Below are 15,015 nucleotides of genomic sequence, written 5' to 3' on the forward strand. Positions count from 1 at the left end.
ACCTGCACCTGCACCTGCACCTGCACCTGCACCTGCACCTGCACCTGCACCTGCAGCGCAGACTACAACGGCTCCAGCTGCTATACCAGCTCCAACTGTAGCAGCCCCTACCCAAGTAGTAGTTACAGCTGCAGACGGCAAGCCTTATGAGGGGCATATCAAATGTGAAGGGAGTAATTGTAAGATTGATGCCTTCTTAACTAAAGGTTTCCGTACCTTCGGCCAATGCCAAGTCTGTCATGGGATTGATGGCGGCGGCAGTACCATCGCTCCTAGCTTACTTCTCAGACTACAGCAACTTGATCATGCTACTTTTATAAATCGCGTTACCAATGGCTATAAAGGCCAAATTGGAGTGATGCCTACTTGGAAAGATAATCCGAATATTATGAATAATATTGAGAACCTCTATGCCTATCTGAAAGCACGTTCAGACAATGTTATTCCAGCAGGTAATCTGGAGCGGTTCTAATGAAATTAGCTTACCACGCTAGGAAATCATTTAAATTTAAGACCGTGGGTTTACAACTGTTTGCCTGTGCTGCATTGGTATTGTCTTCGCCTCTCCAAGCTGACAATACCAATGCCAGCACAGATTCTGGTAGGTTTTCGCCTGCTAATACTTTGCTCTTTGCCACTAATCACATGCAAACCGTAAAGCCAGAGCAAACCCTTGTTTATGATGTCCAACAATCTGGCAGCATGGTAGAAGCGCTTAAAGATACCGTGACTATGAAATTAGCCACTAAAGATGCGACTCATAAAGAAACTGCCATCGAGTTTATGACTGGTGAGCATAACCGTTGGGTGCCTCCCTTTACTAACCCCGAAGGAAATCCGGTTTTAATGCTATTTTTGCAAAATGATATTCACGATATGGAACGCATTAATGGTGGGCAATGGCGGCATTTTCAGAAATACATCAAGTTTGCACTCGAAAATTCTGATGTGAGCGAGACTAGTTTTAGTTATGCAGGTAAAACCCTACAAGGTAAAAAAGTCAGTATTCAGCCTTATCTAAATGACCCAGAGAAAGGCAAATTTAATAATCAAGCTTTTGCGAACAAGCAATATGAATTCATTGTCTCTGCCGAAGTACCAGGAGGAATTTATAAGATCGTTACCGATGTGCCCAGCTCTAGCGAAGATCAACCGATCGCGCATAAAGAATTGTTGCTGCGTGCACCCTAAGAAGCAGCGATAAACTGGCCTAACTAGGTCGTACTTGAAACTTAACGAGGAGTTATTCGTATGAAGAAGTGGACTAAACCCAGCTATAAAGACATGCGCTATGGCTTTGAAATTAATCTATATATTCTAAATCGTTGATCTAAGTCGCCTCCCCTGTACATTGACCGTTTACAGGGGAGTTCAAAGGAGGCCAGCATGCTTACCCCTTTAGGCCTAAAAAACTGGCTATTTTATTTCTTGTGTGTCTTTTATTTTTTTCAGGCCGCAAATCTCCAAGCGAATCCAACAAACCCAGCTAAACTTTTAGTTCTCGATTTTGAGCTACATGATTTTACCCAGCTACCAGCCCCCGCTGCAGAACTAACACGCACTCAAACCGCTCAAGGCATTTTAGCTGCGGCCTTACAAACTGCTGGTTATGCTTTAGTAGCTATAGATAAGAATCTACAAAATCAGGCTAATCAAGGTTTTGGTTATTTAGTCAGCCACCCAGATAAAGCCGCCGAACTTGGTAAAACTCTACAAGCCGATTATGTCTTAGTCGGGCGTGTACAAAAACCTAGCTATTTATTTGCTTATTTGATGGTGCAAGTAGTTGAAGTTAAAACTGGTAAACAACTCGCTGAATTCAGCCGCGAAGCCAAAGGCGAAGCAATAGAAGCAACCCGCCGTGCTTTACTCCAAATCGCCGCTGACATTCCCACAGCTTTGCCCACTGCTAAGGCCAGTACTAGTCCAAGTGAGGCTTTAAGCTTTAGTGCTCCAATTTATCAGAAAAATACCTCCAAAGATTTTGATACAGTTATTGATGATTTATTGTTTGCTATTAGCCAACACAATTTCCGTTTAACCGAACAATCCACTATTGGGCAAGCGATTGCTGAGCGTGAAACAAAAAGCTTTCCTAAAATAACGGTACTGCATTTTTGTAATCTCACTTATGCGCAAGCTTTACTGGAGAAAAATATTGCCTCTCCTTTACATATGCCATGTCGAATTAGTGTGCGCCAAGTGAATAATCAAGTGGTGATTGAAACCCTACTACTACCGAATAACGCTGCGGAACAAGCTTTTATAGATGAAATTAATCAAATCTTGCAGGAAATTGTAAATACTGGAGCAGCAGCCTAGTTCTTTTCCTGCCTCATCCCAACAAGGAGTAAGCTAATGCCATTCAGTGCTCACAAAATCCAAACAATTACTAGCCGCTTATTGGGTGCTTTAGTGTTAACTTATTGTGCAGTCGGCAATTCACTCGCCGATACCACACCGCCACCAAATGATTATCCAACCCAAGCACGGGTAGAATATGTATTTGGCTGTATGAATAAATATGGGGGTGAGAATTATGATCATATGTACGGCTGTGTCTGTGCTATCGACAAAATCGCTGAGAAAATCCCTTATGCTAATTTTGTCGCTACCAGCACTTTGGCTGTGATGAGTAAAACCTCCGGAGAACGTGCTGCTGCCTTTCGGGATGCGGGGGGTGGACGTGCTGCGATTAAAGCTTTTGAGACTTTTCTTGCGGATAGTGAAGCAAATTGTGGCTTGAAGAAGAAAAAGAAGGTGGCTAGTTAAGGAAGATTATCTAAACGGGTTTAATAAGCAATTAGGGCAGAACAATCTGCCCCAATTCACTTCGTCCTTGTTAGCGCATCGTCTTGTTTAAGCTAGGTGGCCCTTGGAAGCTATTACGCACACCTAAGCCCCACCATAAAGCTAATAAAACCAACCCCAAGGCCACAATCAGATACAACACTTTATCATTCGGCGGTTGTACACCCACCCAAACCAAGACTAAGCCACCCAGCGTAGCAAGCACGGCAATCACTTTAGATAAAGCCCCTAAATTGAACGGGCCTTTATGTGTCCAAGTGCGACCCTCTGCCCATATCCCTGCTGCGGTTGGCATAATGTAGGATATATATAACAACACCGCACAACCTGTGGCTAAGACTAAGAAAGCATCGCCATACAAAGTAGCAATAATCGCCGCAACTGCTGCTGTCCAGATAGCATTCACTGGAGTTTTATGTGTGTCATGTACTTGCTTTAAACTATTGGAGAACGGCAAGCCACCGTCACGGGCAAAGGCATACGTCATCCGCGAAGCTGAGGTTACACAAGCTAGACCACATAAATAATTACAGACTAAAATGCCCGTTGCCAAGACTAGTTTCAACCAAGGTGGAACTGAACCTAATAAGGCATCAAGGAAGCCTAAACCTTGCTTTACTCCGTCGGTAAGATTAGGCATCACTAAGATAAAAGTACAAACCATGATATAGCCAAATAAAGCTGACCAGAACACAGCATTCATAATACCTTTAGGTACATTAGCGGCAGCATTTTTCGTTTCTTCGGCAGTATGCGCGGAAGCATCAAAACCAGTAATTGTGTAAATGGTCAATAGCAAACCCAATAAAAAGACCACGATCACTGAATCATGCTGCGGCCATGCACTGCCTTCCATGCCTGTAAAATTAGTTAAGGTAAATAAGCGACCAAAATCCAAAGGAACCGGAGAGAAAATTAATAAACTGATAATCAAAGAGATGGCTACCACAAAGATTAAATAACCTGATAAATCCGTCAAACGTGTGGTTAAGCGAATGCCTAAATGATTGAGTAAAGCTTGAGACAGCGTCACTCCAGCGATAAATAAAGTCTGATGCCAAAACCCAAAGCTACTGGTATCTACTCCAAGCGCAGGTAGGAACAAGGATTTAAAGAAAGGATCATAGACACCGAAATTGACCGAAGCTGTAACAAAGACCAGGCCCAGTAAGTTAAACCAAGCAGCTGTCCAACCAAAGCCTTTACCGCCTAGAATTGAACCCCAGTGATATAAGCCACCTGCAGTCGGATAAGCTGAGGCAATTTGCGCCATCCCTGCAGCAACTAAGCCTGCAAAACAAGCACCCACTAGCCAACCCAGACCGATACTTGCACCTCCACCTGCACCTAAAGCTGAAGGAAAGGCACTAATACCGCCCGCTAAAATACAGATAATTGAAAATGAAATCGCGAAATTTGAGAACGCACTCATGCGCCGAGACAGCTCTTGCTTATAACCAATACTGGCTAACAGCTTGGCATCATCATCCAACCTTTCCTCACTCATACGGATCTCCTAAGCTACTGTGGCAGTTTCATTCTAGACTCATCGCACCGATAAATCCGCAAATAAACTGGGCAAATTCCTAAATAAACTTAGTAAAAGTATGAAAAATTTGGTTTATTTGCAGCTGAGCTTTAGATCGAAGGAGGCAGTTTACAGACGCTCTAAATACGCCACCCCACCCAATTGACGCATTTGCCGTAAGATAAAACGTTGGCGCTTTTGAATATAACGTGAAGGCTTAACCACGCTATACACTTCAGGAAGTGGTAAGACGGCCGCTAATAAGGCTGCATCTGACTCTGAGAGCTTCGCTACAGGCTTTTTGAATAAGAAATCGCTGGCGGCACCCACGCCATAATCCGCATCACTGAACTGAGCAATATTTAAATACACTTCGAGAATGCGTTCTTTACTCCAGAGGGTTTCGATTAAGATCGCTAAGCCCCATTCCATTCCTTTACGTACATAGCTACGTCCACCCCAGAGAAATAGATTTTTCGCTACCTGTTGAGTAATCGTGCTACCACCACCGCTGGATTCACCTTCTAAAGCAGCTTGAATCGCCCGCTCAGTTGCACCTCGGTCAATTCCCCAATGTTCAGGAAAACGTTGATCTTCTGCCGCCACCGCAGCGAGCGCCACTTGGGGCGGAATGTCATCCATACTCACCCAGTGATGATGAACTGTCGGAATAGAATCGTCGAACCAAGAGGCTAGCGATTGTTGCAACATAAAGGATGAAGTCGGCACAGGTACGACGCGAAAAATTAGCAGCAGCAAGACCACTAGCAGAAACAATAAAAGTGGAATCCGCCAAAGCCAATGCAGATAAGTTAATTTAAAGCGTGGTAATGCCAACAAAGCCGAGGTTTATCCTAGAAAAATGGACACTCTAACCAATTCACTGTGTGGGGACAATAGGCGCTTTTACCAAATGCTGTGTCACCACACTACAACAAAGGTGTCTTCAATAATAAAGCCATTTGCTCAGCGAAGGGAGCAAAACCCTGATGCTGAGTAGTAAAGTTTGATAATAAGCCGAATTGAGTTTCAATCGCTGACTCTACTTCTGAGTCGATTTGCTCAATCATTTTTAGACTCAAGCCACAATGTTGGCGACCAAACTGGTGCAATATTTTACGCTTAGGCCAGCGCTTAGAACCTGATAATAACAGAGCCATAGAATCTTTTGGTAAGTAAGGCACTGTACTAACAATATCAAATATTGGTGCCAACTTACGTTCGGCTTGAGGCAAAGTTCCAGTCTGATAATCGGCTAGTGAAGAATACAAAACTCCATAATTTTTTAAATGTGCATCGCCATTGCGTACTCGTACATTCAAATAGGTGAGCTTATAAAAATCAGCTAAGGCTTGAGCGTGTTGATGAGGAGAAATGAACTGGCGAATAGTATGGGTACACGCTTCTAAAGAGCTATCATATTTGGCTCGGGTAGGTTTGCCCTGTAACACACAAAAATCTTCAAACCCTAATGCCATACCTTCAGACGTTAAATCAAATCGCTCCGTTATCAGCAGTTGGGCATTATCACTCAAGTAGAAATTAGAGACCTCCAAACCTGCTGCACGTGCAATGCTTAAGCAGACATATTCATTGCAAGCTAAATGGGGATAATCCTCTGCCCAGGTTTTCACAATATAATGTCTCAAAGGCAGAGTGAAATGCTGTTGCAAGGGCATGAGTACTTTAGGTTGTACCCCAGCAACCCCTGAATGAGTCGCATAACGCACGAGTAATTGCGCAAATAAATCTTCGTCCGTGCTGCTCACTAATTGATTTAAGGTGAGCGGCTGGTCCGTTAGAAAAGCCAAGGACTGACCCGCCACACTATAAGCTAAACGTCCAATTTGGTGACGGCCTAATAAAGCCAATAAACTTAAATCATCACTACCATAGTGCTTCGCCGTCATTTGCTCCAAAGCCCAACGCAAAGCGCCTTCGGGTAAATTCATTTGAAAAATGGGATGTAACTCAGGGTATTGATAACTGGCTACCCGCAAAGGCATGGTGAGTGATAGTGCATCGTTTGTGCGAGCCTGATAACTAAATGTATGCTGGTTAGCTTCTTTTTGTAACTGGCCGATAAATGCGGGCGTATCAGTGTGCTCTAAATAGACATCAATATCCGCCATACACACCTCGCAACTCATCCAAGGTTGGCAAACTTTTATCCCGACAACATAACTCTTTACCTAATACATTAAGCACCATTTCTACCTTACGAATGCCTAAGTCGGAGTAGTCATTACGCTCTAAAGCTCCAATGGTGGTACGGTCTAAACCACATAAGTCGGCTAACTGCTGCTGAGTTAAACCTTGAGTACGGCGAGCTTGGCGAATAGTTTGGCTTAGTGCTGCTAACATGACGAATATAGCTATCAAAATTTAGATTTTTAGTGAAATTGATGAATATATACATCATTGTCGCTCTTTGCAAATACGCCAAAGCATATCATTCAGCCTAGATAGATGTTCAAGCAACACAACATTTACAATAGCGGTTGCCTCAAGAGACTAGAGCTTCACACCTCGCTACTCTATATCTAGGTGCTTAAATTATTTTCTCATTGAATCGATTAACGACTATTTTTTATTTTAAACTCAACGCTGCTTCAAATAACCGTTGGTCGGCTGTATAATCTTGACTAAACCCTAAGCATCGACGAAAAATCACATGAAATGTAGCACCTTATCCTACAACACTAATTCCGTAGCTTTCCTATACAGAATTTTCCTGTATAACTCGTTCTACATAGTTTCTATCTAATAAACTGTTAGAGTAAAATTGCTCCTCAAACTACAATCTATTGGATTAAAGATATATGAGACTAAATCAATCTTTTATAGAAGACATAAATAATACACTTGAGGATTCAATATTCACATTAAATGATTTCAAGTTATCTTATCCAGGTAGCGGGCCAAATTATATCAAGATACTATTTGCACATATTCCATAATATGAACTTTATTTATACGAAACAACAGAGAAATGAGAGCGTACAGTATCAGAAACTTTTAATTTTGGTAACAAAGTAACTCATCATGAAAAGATAGAAAAATCATGTATAAGAATGACTCCAGGTCGCTACAAATTAATAGACACAATAGAAATAAATGAATTCGACGAATTATTACCACATATTAAAAATTGATGTCATTTTATAAAAAACGACTTGCGGGCAAAATCTCCAAAATATGATCCATTAGAAGAATTAAGGAAAAAATTTGAAGAAGAAATAGAAAATATCATAAATGACCCAAATGGATATTTCAATAATGATGAGATACTGAAAATAAATGAAAAATTTGAAGCCTTATATAACAAGATAGAAGAACTAAAAGAAGAATACTCCCTTACCAAAGAACAATTAAAACAAGTTAGAGAAGAGCTTGCGGAATTTAAAGAGAGTGCAAAATCTTACCCCAAAGGAATGTGGGCTAAAATCACAAACAATAAATTAACCAGTACTCTAGGTACTCTATTAAATTCAAAAGAAGGTCGAGAGTTATTATTTGATCAAGTTAAAAAACTACTAGAACAATTAACTTAAGCAACATTTAATTCTAACGAGTATTCGTTCGACGACGGACGCAGTGACAGCCCATGTCTTCGTCCAACCTACTCCCTACCGCGCTCGTCATGTTGGACGTTCAGGCTGTAGAACAACCTCTGTACCCTTTTTTCTAATTTGAAAATTTACTTAAATCCACTCACTGCCCCGGCACAACCCGCGTCTCCACCCGACAATTCCCCGCAATTGCACAAGCCTGTGTTGCCGAAAAGGTTTGTAAGTGCTGATCAACTTGATTGGCATGATTCTGAACTATCTGCATGGTTTGCATTTGTATTTGCTGCTGTAACTGCAACTGCTGCAAAGTCAAGGCTTGCTGCATTTGCTGCTCAAGTTGAGCTTGTTGCGCCGAACTTAGCGTGTTTGCAGAGGTAGCCACCTGTTTTTTCAGCTCACAAGCCTGTAACCCCCAGCACATGACTACTACTAATAATAAGGTTTTTAGATAAGAATACATGCCTTAACTCCTTAGCTTTGCTGAAGATTTCTCAGCCGTGTGGGGATCATGCTAATATCCGCGCTCTCGCAACTGGGGAAAGTCCATGACAGCGGCTCTAGCGATCACTGATTTACGTAAAACTTATGATAATGGCTTTACAGCGCTCAAAGGGATTAACTTGAGCGTACAACAAGGCGACTTCTATGCACTCTTAGGCGCGAATGGCGCAGGCAAATCCACGACAATTGGTATTATCAGCTCCTTAGTCAATAAAACTTCAGGCAGCGTGAGGATCTTTGGTTATGACCTCGATACGCAGCGCGAACTGGCTAAATCCCAAATTGGCTTAGTCCCACAAGAATTCAATTTCAATGTGTTTGAACCAGTCGGGGAAATTCTGATTAATCAAGGCGGCTATTATGGAATTGAACGTGCTATTGCTGCTGAACGTGCCGAAAAACTCTTAAAGCAGCTTGGCCTTTGGGAAAAGCGTAAAGAGCAAGCGCGGACTTTATCTGGTGGGATGAAGCGCCGCCTGATGATCGCCCGTGCTTTAGTCCATGAGCCACGCTTACTCATTTTAGACGAACCCACCGCAGGCGTAGATATTGAAATTCGCCGCTCCATGTGGGAATTCCTCACCGACCTGAATGAGTCAGGAATTACCATTATTCTCACCACTCACTATCTAGAAGAAGCCGAAAGCTTATGTCGAAATATTGGCATTATTGACCAAGGCCAATTAATCGAAAACACTAGTATGAAAACCTTGTTGAGCCGCTTAGATACGGAAACTTATGTCTTCGATTTAGTCGAACCTATCGAACAGATTGAAGATAAAGGAGCTTGTCATTTTGAATTACGCGACCCAACCACACTCGAAGTGTCTTACCACAAAGAAGATTTTTCTTTGAATCAAATTTTTGCCTTCCTCAATCAGAAAGGCTTACAAGTCTTAAGTATGCGCAATAAAACCAATCGCCTCGAACAACTATTCATTGATTTAGTCGAGGGGAATAAAGCATGAATGCTCAACAAAAATGGACAGCTTATTACACGATTCTAATCCGTGAAGTCTTACGCTTTTCACGGATTTGGATACAGACCATTCTGCCGCCAGTGATCACCACCGCTTTATACTTCATTATCTTCGGTAACTTAATTGGCCCCGCGATTGGTGAAATGCACGGCTTCACTTATATGGAGTTTATTGTCCCCGGTCTGATTATGATGGCGGTGATTACCAACTCGTATGCGAATGTGGTGTCCTCTTTTTATGGGAGTAAATTCCAAGGCAATATTGCAGAAATGCTAGTGTCGCCGGTGCCGAATTGGATTATTTTAGCGGGCTTTGTCAGCGGTGGGATTGCCCGTGGGATGGCTGTGGGTGCTGCAGTGACAATGGTGTCTTTAATCTTTAGTAAGCTGTATATCGAACATCTATTTGTAATGTTCACCATTGGCTTATTGACCTCCACCCTATTCTCCCTAGCGGGTTTAATTAATGGGGTTTACGCGAAAAGTTTCGATGATATTTCTATCGTGCCAACTTTCGTGCTCACGCCTTTAACTTATCTCGGTGGTGTTTTCTATTCGATCACGATGCTACCGGAGATTTGGCAAAAGATTTCCCTGCTCAATCCTGTGCTATATATGGTCAATGGCTTCCGGTATGGCGTGTTAGGTATTGCGGATATTCCGATTTGGATTAGCTATTTGATTATTTTAGGTTTTATTGCGCTATTAGCTAGCTTCAGTATGTATCTACTCAATCGCGGAATTGGGATTAGAACTTAAGCATCTTTAGGTGCAGCATGAATAGTTTCGAGCAGTCATGAGGGGTCAACGATGTGGGATAGTATCTGCTCTTTACTTCTAAGCCTCAGTGTTCAACTCTCCGCCTGCCAAGCCGATACCCCCCCAAGCTTAAATGGCTATATTGAAACTGAAGTTTTACGCATAGCTGCCACCACTAGCGGGCGTATTGATCAAATGTATGTGAATACGGGGGATCAAGTCGCTAAAGATCAGCCCTTATTTGCCTTGGACTCTGAAGCAATTCGTTCCCCCAAAGCAGCTCAGGTAGAAAATCGTTATTATCAAGCGGAAGAGTGGGTGAATGCAGGCACGCCTGTCTTAAGTTTAGTCGCTGCCGATCAATATAAAATTCGCTTTTTCCTACCCGAAACAGCACTCGGTAGCATAAAAGTAGGTGATCCTCTCCGCTATCAATGCGATGGCTGCTCTAGTACACAGCAAGCCACGATTCGCTTTATAGCCAACTCAGCGGAATACACGCCCCCTGTGCTGTATACCAAAGAACAGCGCGCTAAATTGGTTTATCTAGTCGAAGCAAGTCCCATAGACCCCAGCCATTTGCATGCGGGACAGCCTGTGAGTATTTGGCTCAATCCTCCAACGACTCAGTAGCCATGAGCAGCTCCAGCGAATACGCGATTGAAGTTGCAAACCTCACCAAGCGCTTTGGGGATAAAGTGGTGGTTGATCAATTATCTATGCAGGTGCGCAAGGGTGAAATTTATGGCTTTCTAGGGCCGAATGGTTCTGGCAAAACCACCTCGATTCGCATGATGTGCGGACTATTAACCCCGGATGGCGGAATGGGGCAAACTTTAGGTTTGGATATTTTCTCGCAAGCTGCGCAAATTAAACGCGAAGTGGGTTATATGACTCAACGCTTTGGTTTATATAGCGATTTAACTATCCGTGAGAATTTGGATTTTGTGGCGCGTGTTTATGCCATGAACCAACGCAAGCAGCGCGTGAATACTGCTTTAGAGCGCTTAGGTTTGGTTGCAAGGCAAAAGCAATTAGCGGGTAGTTTATCGGGAGGTTGGAAACAACGCCTAGCTTTGGCAGCCGCACTTTTACATCAACCCCAATTACTCTTATTAGACGAGCCTACTGCCGGGGTTGACCCGCAAGCACGCCGAGATTTCTGGGAACAAATTCATCAATTAGCGGCTGATGGCATTACTATTCTAGTCTCCACCCACTATATGGACGAGGCGGAGCGTTGCCATCGCTTAAGTTATATTGCTTATGGGCGCTTACTGGCAACTGGCACCCCACAAGAATTAATCGAGCAGAGTGGCTTACATACTTGGACCGTATCAGGGGCTGCTATGGCTGAGTTAAGTAAGCAATTAGTCGCACTAGCTGCAGTCGATATGCATACTCAATTTGGCAATACGCTGCATATTAGCGGTAAAGATCCGTTGGCTTTAGCTCAAGCCTTACAGCCCTTTCAGATTGCCAACCCAAGTTATCAATGGTCAGAAAGTCAGCCTACGTTAGAAGATGTGTTTATTTACCTTATGCAACAAGCCACTGATAATTTTCAGCCAGCAGGTAAAACATGAGTTGGCGGCGCTTATGGGCGATGATGCTAAAGGAGTTCATTCAATTAAGCCGCGACCGTCTGACTTTCGCCATGATGGTCGGAATTCCCATCATGCAATTACTCATGTTTGGCTATGCAATTAATACGGATCCCAAGCACCTCACTACAGTTTTAGTCGTTTATGATCAAGGCAGTTTAACGCGTAGTCTGGTGCAAGCCCTACAAAACTCCGGCTATTTTCAAGTAGTCAATAATGACGCAAATGCGCAAGTCGCCACTGACATGCTCGCTCAAGGCGAGGCGCAATTTGTTTTGACCATTCCAGCGAATTTTGAACGGGATCTCATTCGCGGCAATTACCCAAGCTTACTGTTAGAAGCGGATGCGGCTGACCCTGCTGCGACCGGCAATGCGATTGCTAGCCTCCAACAACTAGCTGAGTCGGCTTTACGCCATGATTTAACCGGAGCTTTAAGCTATTTAGCGCCCCCAGCGAATAGCTTTGAATTAAGGATTCATCGCTTATACAACCCCGAAGGGATTACTCAATACAATATTGTGCCGGGCTTGATGGGCGTGATTCTTACTATGACCATGATTATGATGACTGCTTTAGGCATTACGCGCGAAGTCGAGCAAGGTACGATGGAAAATCTCCTAGCCACTCCGATCAAACCGCTAGAAGTAATGATCGGTAAAATCGCGCCCTATATTTTGATCGGCTATGTACAAGTTGCCGTAATTTTACTGATGGCACGGATTTTATTTAATGTGCCTTTTGTGGGTAGCCTAAGCTTGCTTCTATTTAGCGTGATGGTGTTTATTTTCGCCAATTTAACTATCGGCATTACCATTTCAAGCACGGTACGCAATCAAACCCAAGCAATGCAAATGAGCTTCTTCTTTTTGCTACCATCCATTTTACTCTCTGGCTTTATGTTCCCCTTTCGAGGGATGCCGCGCTGGGCGCAAATCATTGGCGAGATGTTGCCAAATACGCATTTTCTGCGTTTAGTGCGTGGCATTATGCTCAAAGGCAACGGTTGGCATGAGGCATGGCCACATTTACTGCCGCTAAGTATTTTTATCTTCGTCGTGATGTTGATCGGGATAAAAAAATTTAGACGAACTTTAGACTAAGCGACTAACCAAATAAGACCTGCCATGATCACTAGGACAGCTAGAATCAGAATATAAACTAGCATCCGGGCGCTAGCTAAGGGTTCGAAAACGGATTCTGGATATTTGTGCATGATAGCCTCCTCTCGCTTGCTGGCTATACTGAATTTTTTTAGTTCTTATTGAGGAGAGGTTTTACCCTAATGCTCCTTCTCCTTGTTAACCAGTATAGACCTAAGCCAATTAGAATCTCTAAATGGCTGATAAGAGGCTAATCAGCTGGCTTTTCGATCACAGCAATGATTCCACTAAGCGTAAATCCGCCTCCGTATCCACCCCAGGCCCCGGAATCTTTTCCGCTAAATCCACATGAATTCGATAGCCATAATATAAAGCGCGGAGTTGCTCTAATTTCTCTAATTGCTCTAATGAGCAAGGCTCTAAACCTGCAAAGGCTTTCAAGAATTCAGCTCGATACGCATACATTCCGACATGACGCAGTGCATATTGCGAGACTGAATAACTCCCAGCTTTCGCGGCATCACGCTGAAAAGGAATTTGTGCACGACTAAAATAAAGTGCTAAGCCATTCATATCTTTGACCACTTTGACAATATTCGTGTCTGCTAATTCATGCTCGGTTTGCAAGGGTGTGGCTAAAGTAGCCATCATCGCTTCCGGGTGGGTTTGCAGATTATTCGCTAGCTGATAAAGATTTTCGACTGGTGTCAAAGGCTCATCGCCTTGTAAATTCACCACCACTTGATCATCCGCCCAGCCATAGATTTGCACAACCTCCGCTAAGCGATCACTGCCGGTTTCATGCGCGGTTGAAGTCATGCATACCGTTGCACCGAAGCTCTCACAGACCTCTTGAATACGTTGATCATCCGTCGCCACTACAATAGTCGCGAAGGCTGCTTGCGCTTGAATAGCGCGCTCATACACATGCTGAACCAGCGGCTTACCTTTCAATAAGCGTAAGGCTTTCGCTGGCAAGCGGGTTGAACCATAACGCGTAGGGATGACTAAAACCGGCTTCATTCGGCTAAGCTCTCTACTTCTTCTTGAGTCAGTTCGCGTGCTTCTTCTTCGAGCATCACCGGCGTACCATTTTTGATCGGATAAGCTAAACGCGCTGCCTTAGAAATCAACTCTTGCGCATCCTTATCATAAATCAATTTACCCTTAGTCACTGGGCAAACCAGAATATCTAACAATTTCCTATCCACGATGTGTTAACTCCTTAAGGCGTTGTACTAAGCGTTCGGCAAATACTGCCTCTAACTCCGCTGCAATCGGCAAATACCAAGCGTTCTTAATAGTTTCTGCTGGAAAATTTCGACATTTTACCGCATCTTTCTCTGTCATCAGTATTGGTAAATCATCCCGAAACTTAAGGTCTTCAGCAGTAAAAGCATGATGATCAGGAAAAACATGCTCGATTAAATTTAAACCCGCTGATTTTAAATGACTAAAGAACCGTGCTGGATTACCAATCCCTGTAACTGCATTTACACTTTGCCCTTGAAATAAACTCAAAGCGCATTGTTCTTCTCCCACTAAAGACTGTAAGTTTTCACCACGGATATGCATGGAATATTCGCCCTGTTCTGCTATTCCATTGGTAACTACAAAATCACAGTCTTGTAAGCGTTCTGGTTTCTCGCGTAGTGGGCCTGCAGGCAGGCAATAACCATTACCAAAGCGCCGTGCTCCATCGATCACAGCAATCTCTAGGTCACGTTTCATACGATAATGCTGCAAGCCATCGTCAGAAATCACTAGATTGCAATTAGTGCGCGTGAGTAAGTGCACAATCGCTGCATTACGATCTCGCCCAATCACTACAGGGACTGCAGTACGTTGAGCAATTAATAAAGGCTCATCGCCTACTTCACTCGCAGTCTTTTTCACATGCACAAATTTGACACCCACCTGCTTGCCACCAAAGCCACGACTCACTACCCCTGGCCGATAGCCTGCTGCACGCAATTGCTCAACTAGCCAAATCACTAGCGGAGTTTTACCCGTACCGCCTACCGTAATATTTCCAACCACAATAATAGGTACGGAAAAAGGCTGTTGCTCCAAGCTCAATTTAGTGCGGCGCTGCTTAGCGAGATAGCAGAATAGATAACTCAAGGGGCTTAAAATTGTGCGAGCCATAGGTCGGTTC

Annotated in this window: 19 protein-coding genes; 11 read left to right on the top strand and 8 right to left on the bottom strand. The window is 43.4% G+C overall.

All coding sequences use genetic code 11. From position 1 onward, the window contains the following. The 5 genes from Q0230_RS17210 to Q0230_RS17225 form a co-directional block, all read left to right on the top strand. Nucleotides 1–472 (top strand): cytochrome c (locus Q0230_RS17210; RefSeq protein WP_298612128.1); only part of this gene is annotated, 472 nt, incomplete at its 5' end. Then, nucleotides 472–1,191, top strand: coding sequence for a hypothetical protein (locus Q0230_RS17215; RefSeq protein WP_298612131.1), 720 nt, complete (start codon nucleotides 472–474; stop codon nucleotides 1,189–1,191). The genes Q0230_RS17210 and Q0230_RS17215, both read left to right, overlap by 1 nt. A 60-nt stretch (nucleotides 1,192–1,251) precedes the next feature. Beyond that, nucleotides 1,252–1,329 (top strand): pyrroloquinoline quinone precursor peptide PqqA, encoded by a 78-nt coding sequence (pqqA, locus tag Q0230_RS19700; RefSeq protein ID WP_366936788.1) that lies wholly within the window; start codon nucleotides 1,252–1,254, stop codon nucleotides 1,327–1,329. A gap of 57 nt (nucleotides 1,330–1,386) precedes the next feature. Then, a complete protein-coding gene (locus Q0230_RS17220; protein WP_298612134.1) occupies nucleotides 1,387–2,322 on the top strand; it encodes a DUF2380 domain-containing protein in 936 nt (311 codons plus the stop codon). A 36-nt stretch (nucleotides 2,323–2,358) separates the two neighbouring features. Further along, nucleotides 2,359–2,772 carry a hypothetical protein gene (locus tag Q0230_RS17225; RefSeq protein ID WP_298612136.1) on the top strand — a complete coding sequence of 138 codons (414 nt, stop codon included), beginning with the start codon at nucleotides 2,359–2,361 and terminating at the stop codon, nucleotides 2,770–2,772. Between the two features lie 70 nt (nucleotides 2,773–2,842). Here the strand turns inward: Q0230_RS17225 and Q0230_RS17230 are convergent, their stop codons facing one another. From Q0230_RS17230 to Q0230_RS17245, 4 genes are all read right to left on the bottom strand, one after another. After that, nucleotides 2,843–4,318 carry an amino acid permease gene (locus Q0230_RS17230; RefSeq protein ID WP_298612139.1) on the bottom strand — a complete coding sequence of 492 codons (1,476 nt, stop codon included), beginning with the start codon at nucleotides 4,316–4,318 and terminating at the stop codon, nucleotides 2,843–2,845. A 150-nt stretch (nucleotides 4,319–4,468) separates the two neighbouring features. Next, nucleotides 4,469–5,179, bottom strand: a complete 711-nt coding sequence (gene mtgA, locus Q0230_RS17235; protein WP_298612143.1) for a monofunctional biosynthetic peptidoglycan transglycosylase — start codon at nucleotides 5,177–5,179, stop codon at nucleotides 4,469–4,471. Between the two features lie 89 nt (nucleotides 5,180–5,268). Then, nucleotides 5,269–6,471 carry a type II toxin-antitoxin system HipA family toxin gene (locus Q0230_RS17240; RefSeq protein ID WP_298612146.1) on the bottom strand — a complete coding sequence of 401 codons (1,203 nt, stop codon included), beginning with the start codon at nucleotides 6,469–6,471 and terminating at the stop codon, nucleotides 5,269–5,271. Then, nucleotides 6,458–6,703: a helix-turn-helix domain-containing protein gene (locus Q0230_RS17245; RefSeq protein ID WP_298612149.1), complete on the bottom strand. Its 246-nt coding sequence runs from the start codon at nucleotides 6,701–6,703 to the stop codon at nucleotides 6,458–6,460. Before Q0230_RS17245 ends, Q0230_RS17240 begins: the two co-directional genes overlap by 14 nt. Before the next feature lie 812 nt (nucleotides 6,704–7,515). Between Q0230_RS17245 and Q0230_RS17250 the strand changes: the two genes are divergently transcribed. After that, nucleotides 7,516–7,893: a hypothetical protein gene (locus Q0230_RS17250; protein ID WP_298612152.1), complete on the top strand. Its 378-nt coding sequence runs from the start codon at nucleotides 7,516–7,518 to the stop codon at nucleotides 7,891–7,893. A 160-nt stretch (nucleotides 7,894–8,053) separates the two neighbouring features. Here Q0230_RS17250 and Q0230_RS17255 read toward each other — a convergent pair whose 3' ends face one another. Continuing rightward, entirely contained in the window at nucleotides 8,054–8,371 is a 318-nt protein-coding gene (locus Q0230_RS17255) for a hypothetical protein (RefSeq protein ID WP_298612155.1), read from the bottom strand. 85 nt (nucleotides 8,372–8,456) lie between these two features. Between Q0230_RS17255 and Q0230_RS17260 the strand changes: the two genes are divergently transcribed. Genes Q0230_RS17260 through Q0230_RS17280 form a run of 5 tightly spaced genes read left to right on the top strand, consistent with a single transcriptional unit; the run spans nucleotide 8,457 to nucleotide 12,857 of the window. Then, entirely contained in the window at nucleotides 8,457–9,380 is a 924-nt protein-coding gene (locus tag Q0230_RS17260) for an ABC transporter ATP-binding protein (RefSeq protein WP_298612158.1), read from the top strand. Beyond that, a complete protein-coding gene (locus Q0230_RS17265) occupies nucleotides 9,377–10,150 on the top strand; it encodes an ABC transporter permease (protein WP_298612161.1) in 774 nt (257 codons plus the stop codon). The genes Q0230_RS17260 and Q0230_RS17265 overlap by 4 nt, the downstream gene beginning before the upstream one ends. Nucleotides 10,151–10,201: 51 nt before the next feature. Beyond that, nucleotides 10,202–10,783, top strand: a complete 582-nt coding sequence (locus Q0230_RS17270) for an HlyD family secretion protein (RefSeq protein ID WP_298612164.1) — start codon at nucleotides 10,202–10,204, stop codon at nucleotides 10,781–10,783. A 2-nt stretch (nucleotides 10,784–10,785) separates the two neighbouring features. Continuing rightward, nucleotides 10,786–11,736 carry an ABC transporter ATP-binding protein gene (locus Q0230_RS17275; protein ID WP_298612167.1) on the top strand — a complete coding sequence of 317 codons (951 nt, stop codon included), beginning with the start codon at nucleotides 10,786–10,788 and terminating at the stop codon, nucleotides 11,734–11,736. Beyond that, nucleotides 11,733–12,857 (top strand): ABC transporter permease, encoded by a 1,125-nt coding sequence (locus tag Q0230_RS17280; RefSeq protein ID WP_298612170.1) that lies wholly within the window; start codon nucleotides 11,733–11,735, stop codon nucleotides 12,855–12,857. The genes Q0230_RS17275 and Q0230_RS17280 overlap by 4 nt, the downstream gene beginning before the upstream one ends. Nucleotides 12,858–13,127: 270 nt before the next feature. On the opposite strand, the gene kdsB is transcribed toward Q0230_RS17280, so the two are convergent. Genes kdsB through lpxK form a run of 3 tightly spaced genes read right to left on the bottom strand, consistent with a single transcriptional unit; the run spans nucleotide 13,128 to nucleotide 15,005 of the window. Continuing rightward, a complete protein-coding gene (gene kdsB / locus Q0230_RS17285) occupies nucleotides 13,128–13,880 on the bottom strand; it encodes a 3-deoxy-manno-octulosonate cytidylyltransferase (protein WP_298612172.1) in 753 nt (250 codons plus the stop codon). Next, on the bottom strand, nucleotides 13,877–14,068 hold the full coding sequence (locus Q0230_RS17290) for a Trm112 family protein (protein ID WP_298612175.1): 192 nt from the start codon (nucleotides 14,066–14,068) through the stop codon (nucleotides 13,877–13,879). Before Q0230_RS17290 ends, kdsB begins: the two co-directional genes overlap by 4 nt. After that, nucleotides 14,061–15,005 carry a tetraacyldisaccharide 4'-kinase gene (lpxK, locus tag Q0230_RS17295; protein WP_298612178.1) on the bottom strand — a complete coding sequence of 315 codons (945 nt, stop codon included), beginning with the start codon at nucleotides 15,003–15,005 and terminating at the stop codon, nucleotides 14,061–14,063. Before lpxK ends, Q0230_RS17290 begins: the two co-directional genes overlap by 8 nt. Between the last annotated feature and the right edge of the window lie 10 nt (nucleotides 15,006–15,015).

It is taken from the genome of uncultured Thiothrix sp., assembly GCF_937876535.1.
GTDB lineage: Bacteria > Pseudomonadota > Gammaproteobacteria > Thiotrichales > Thiotrichaceae > Thiolinea.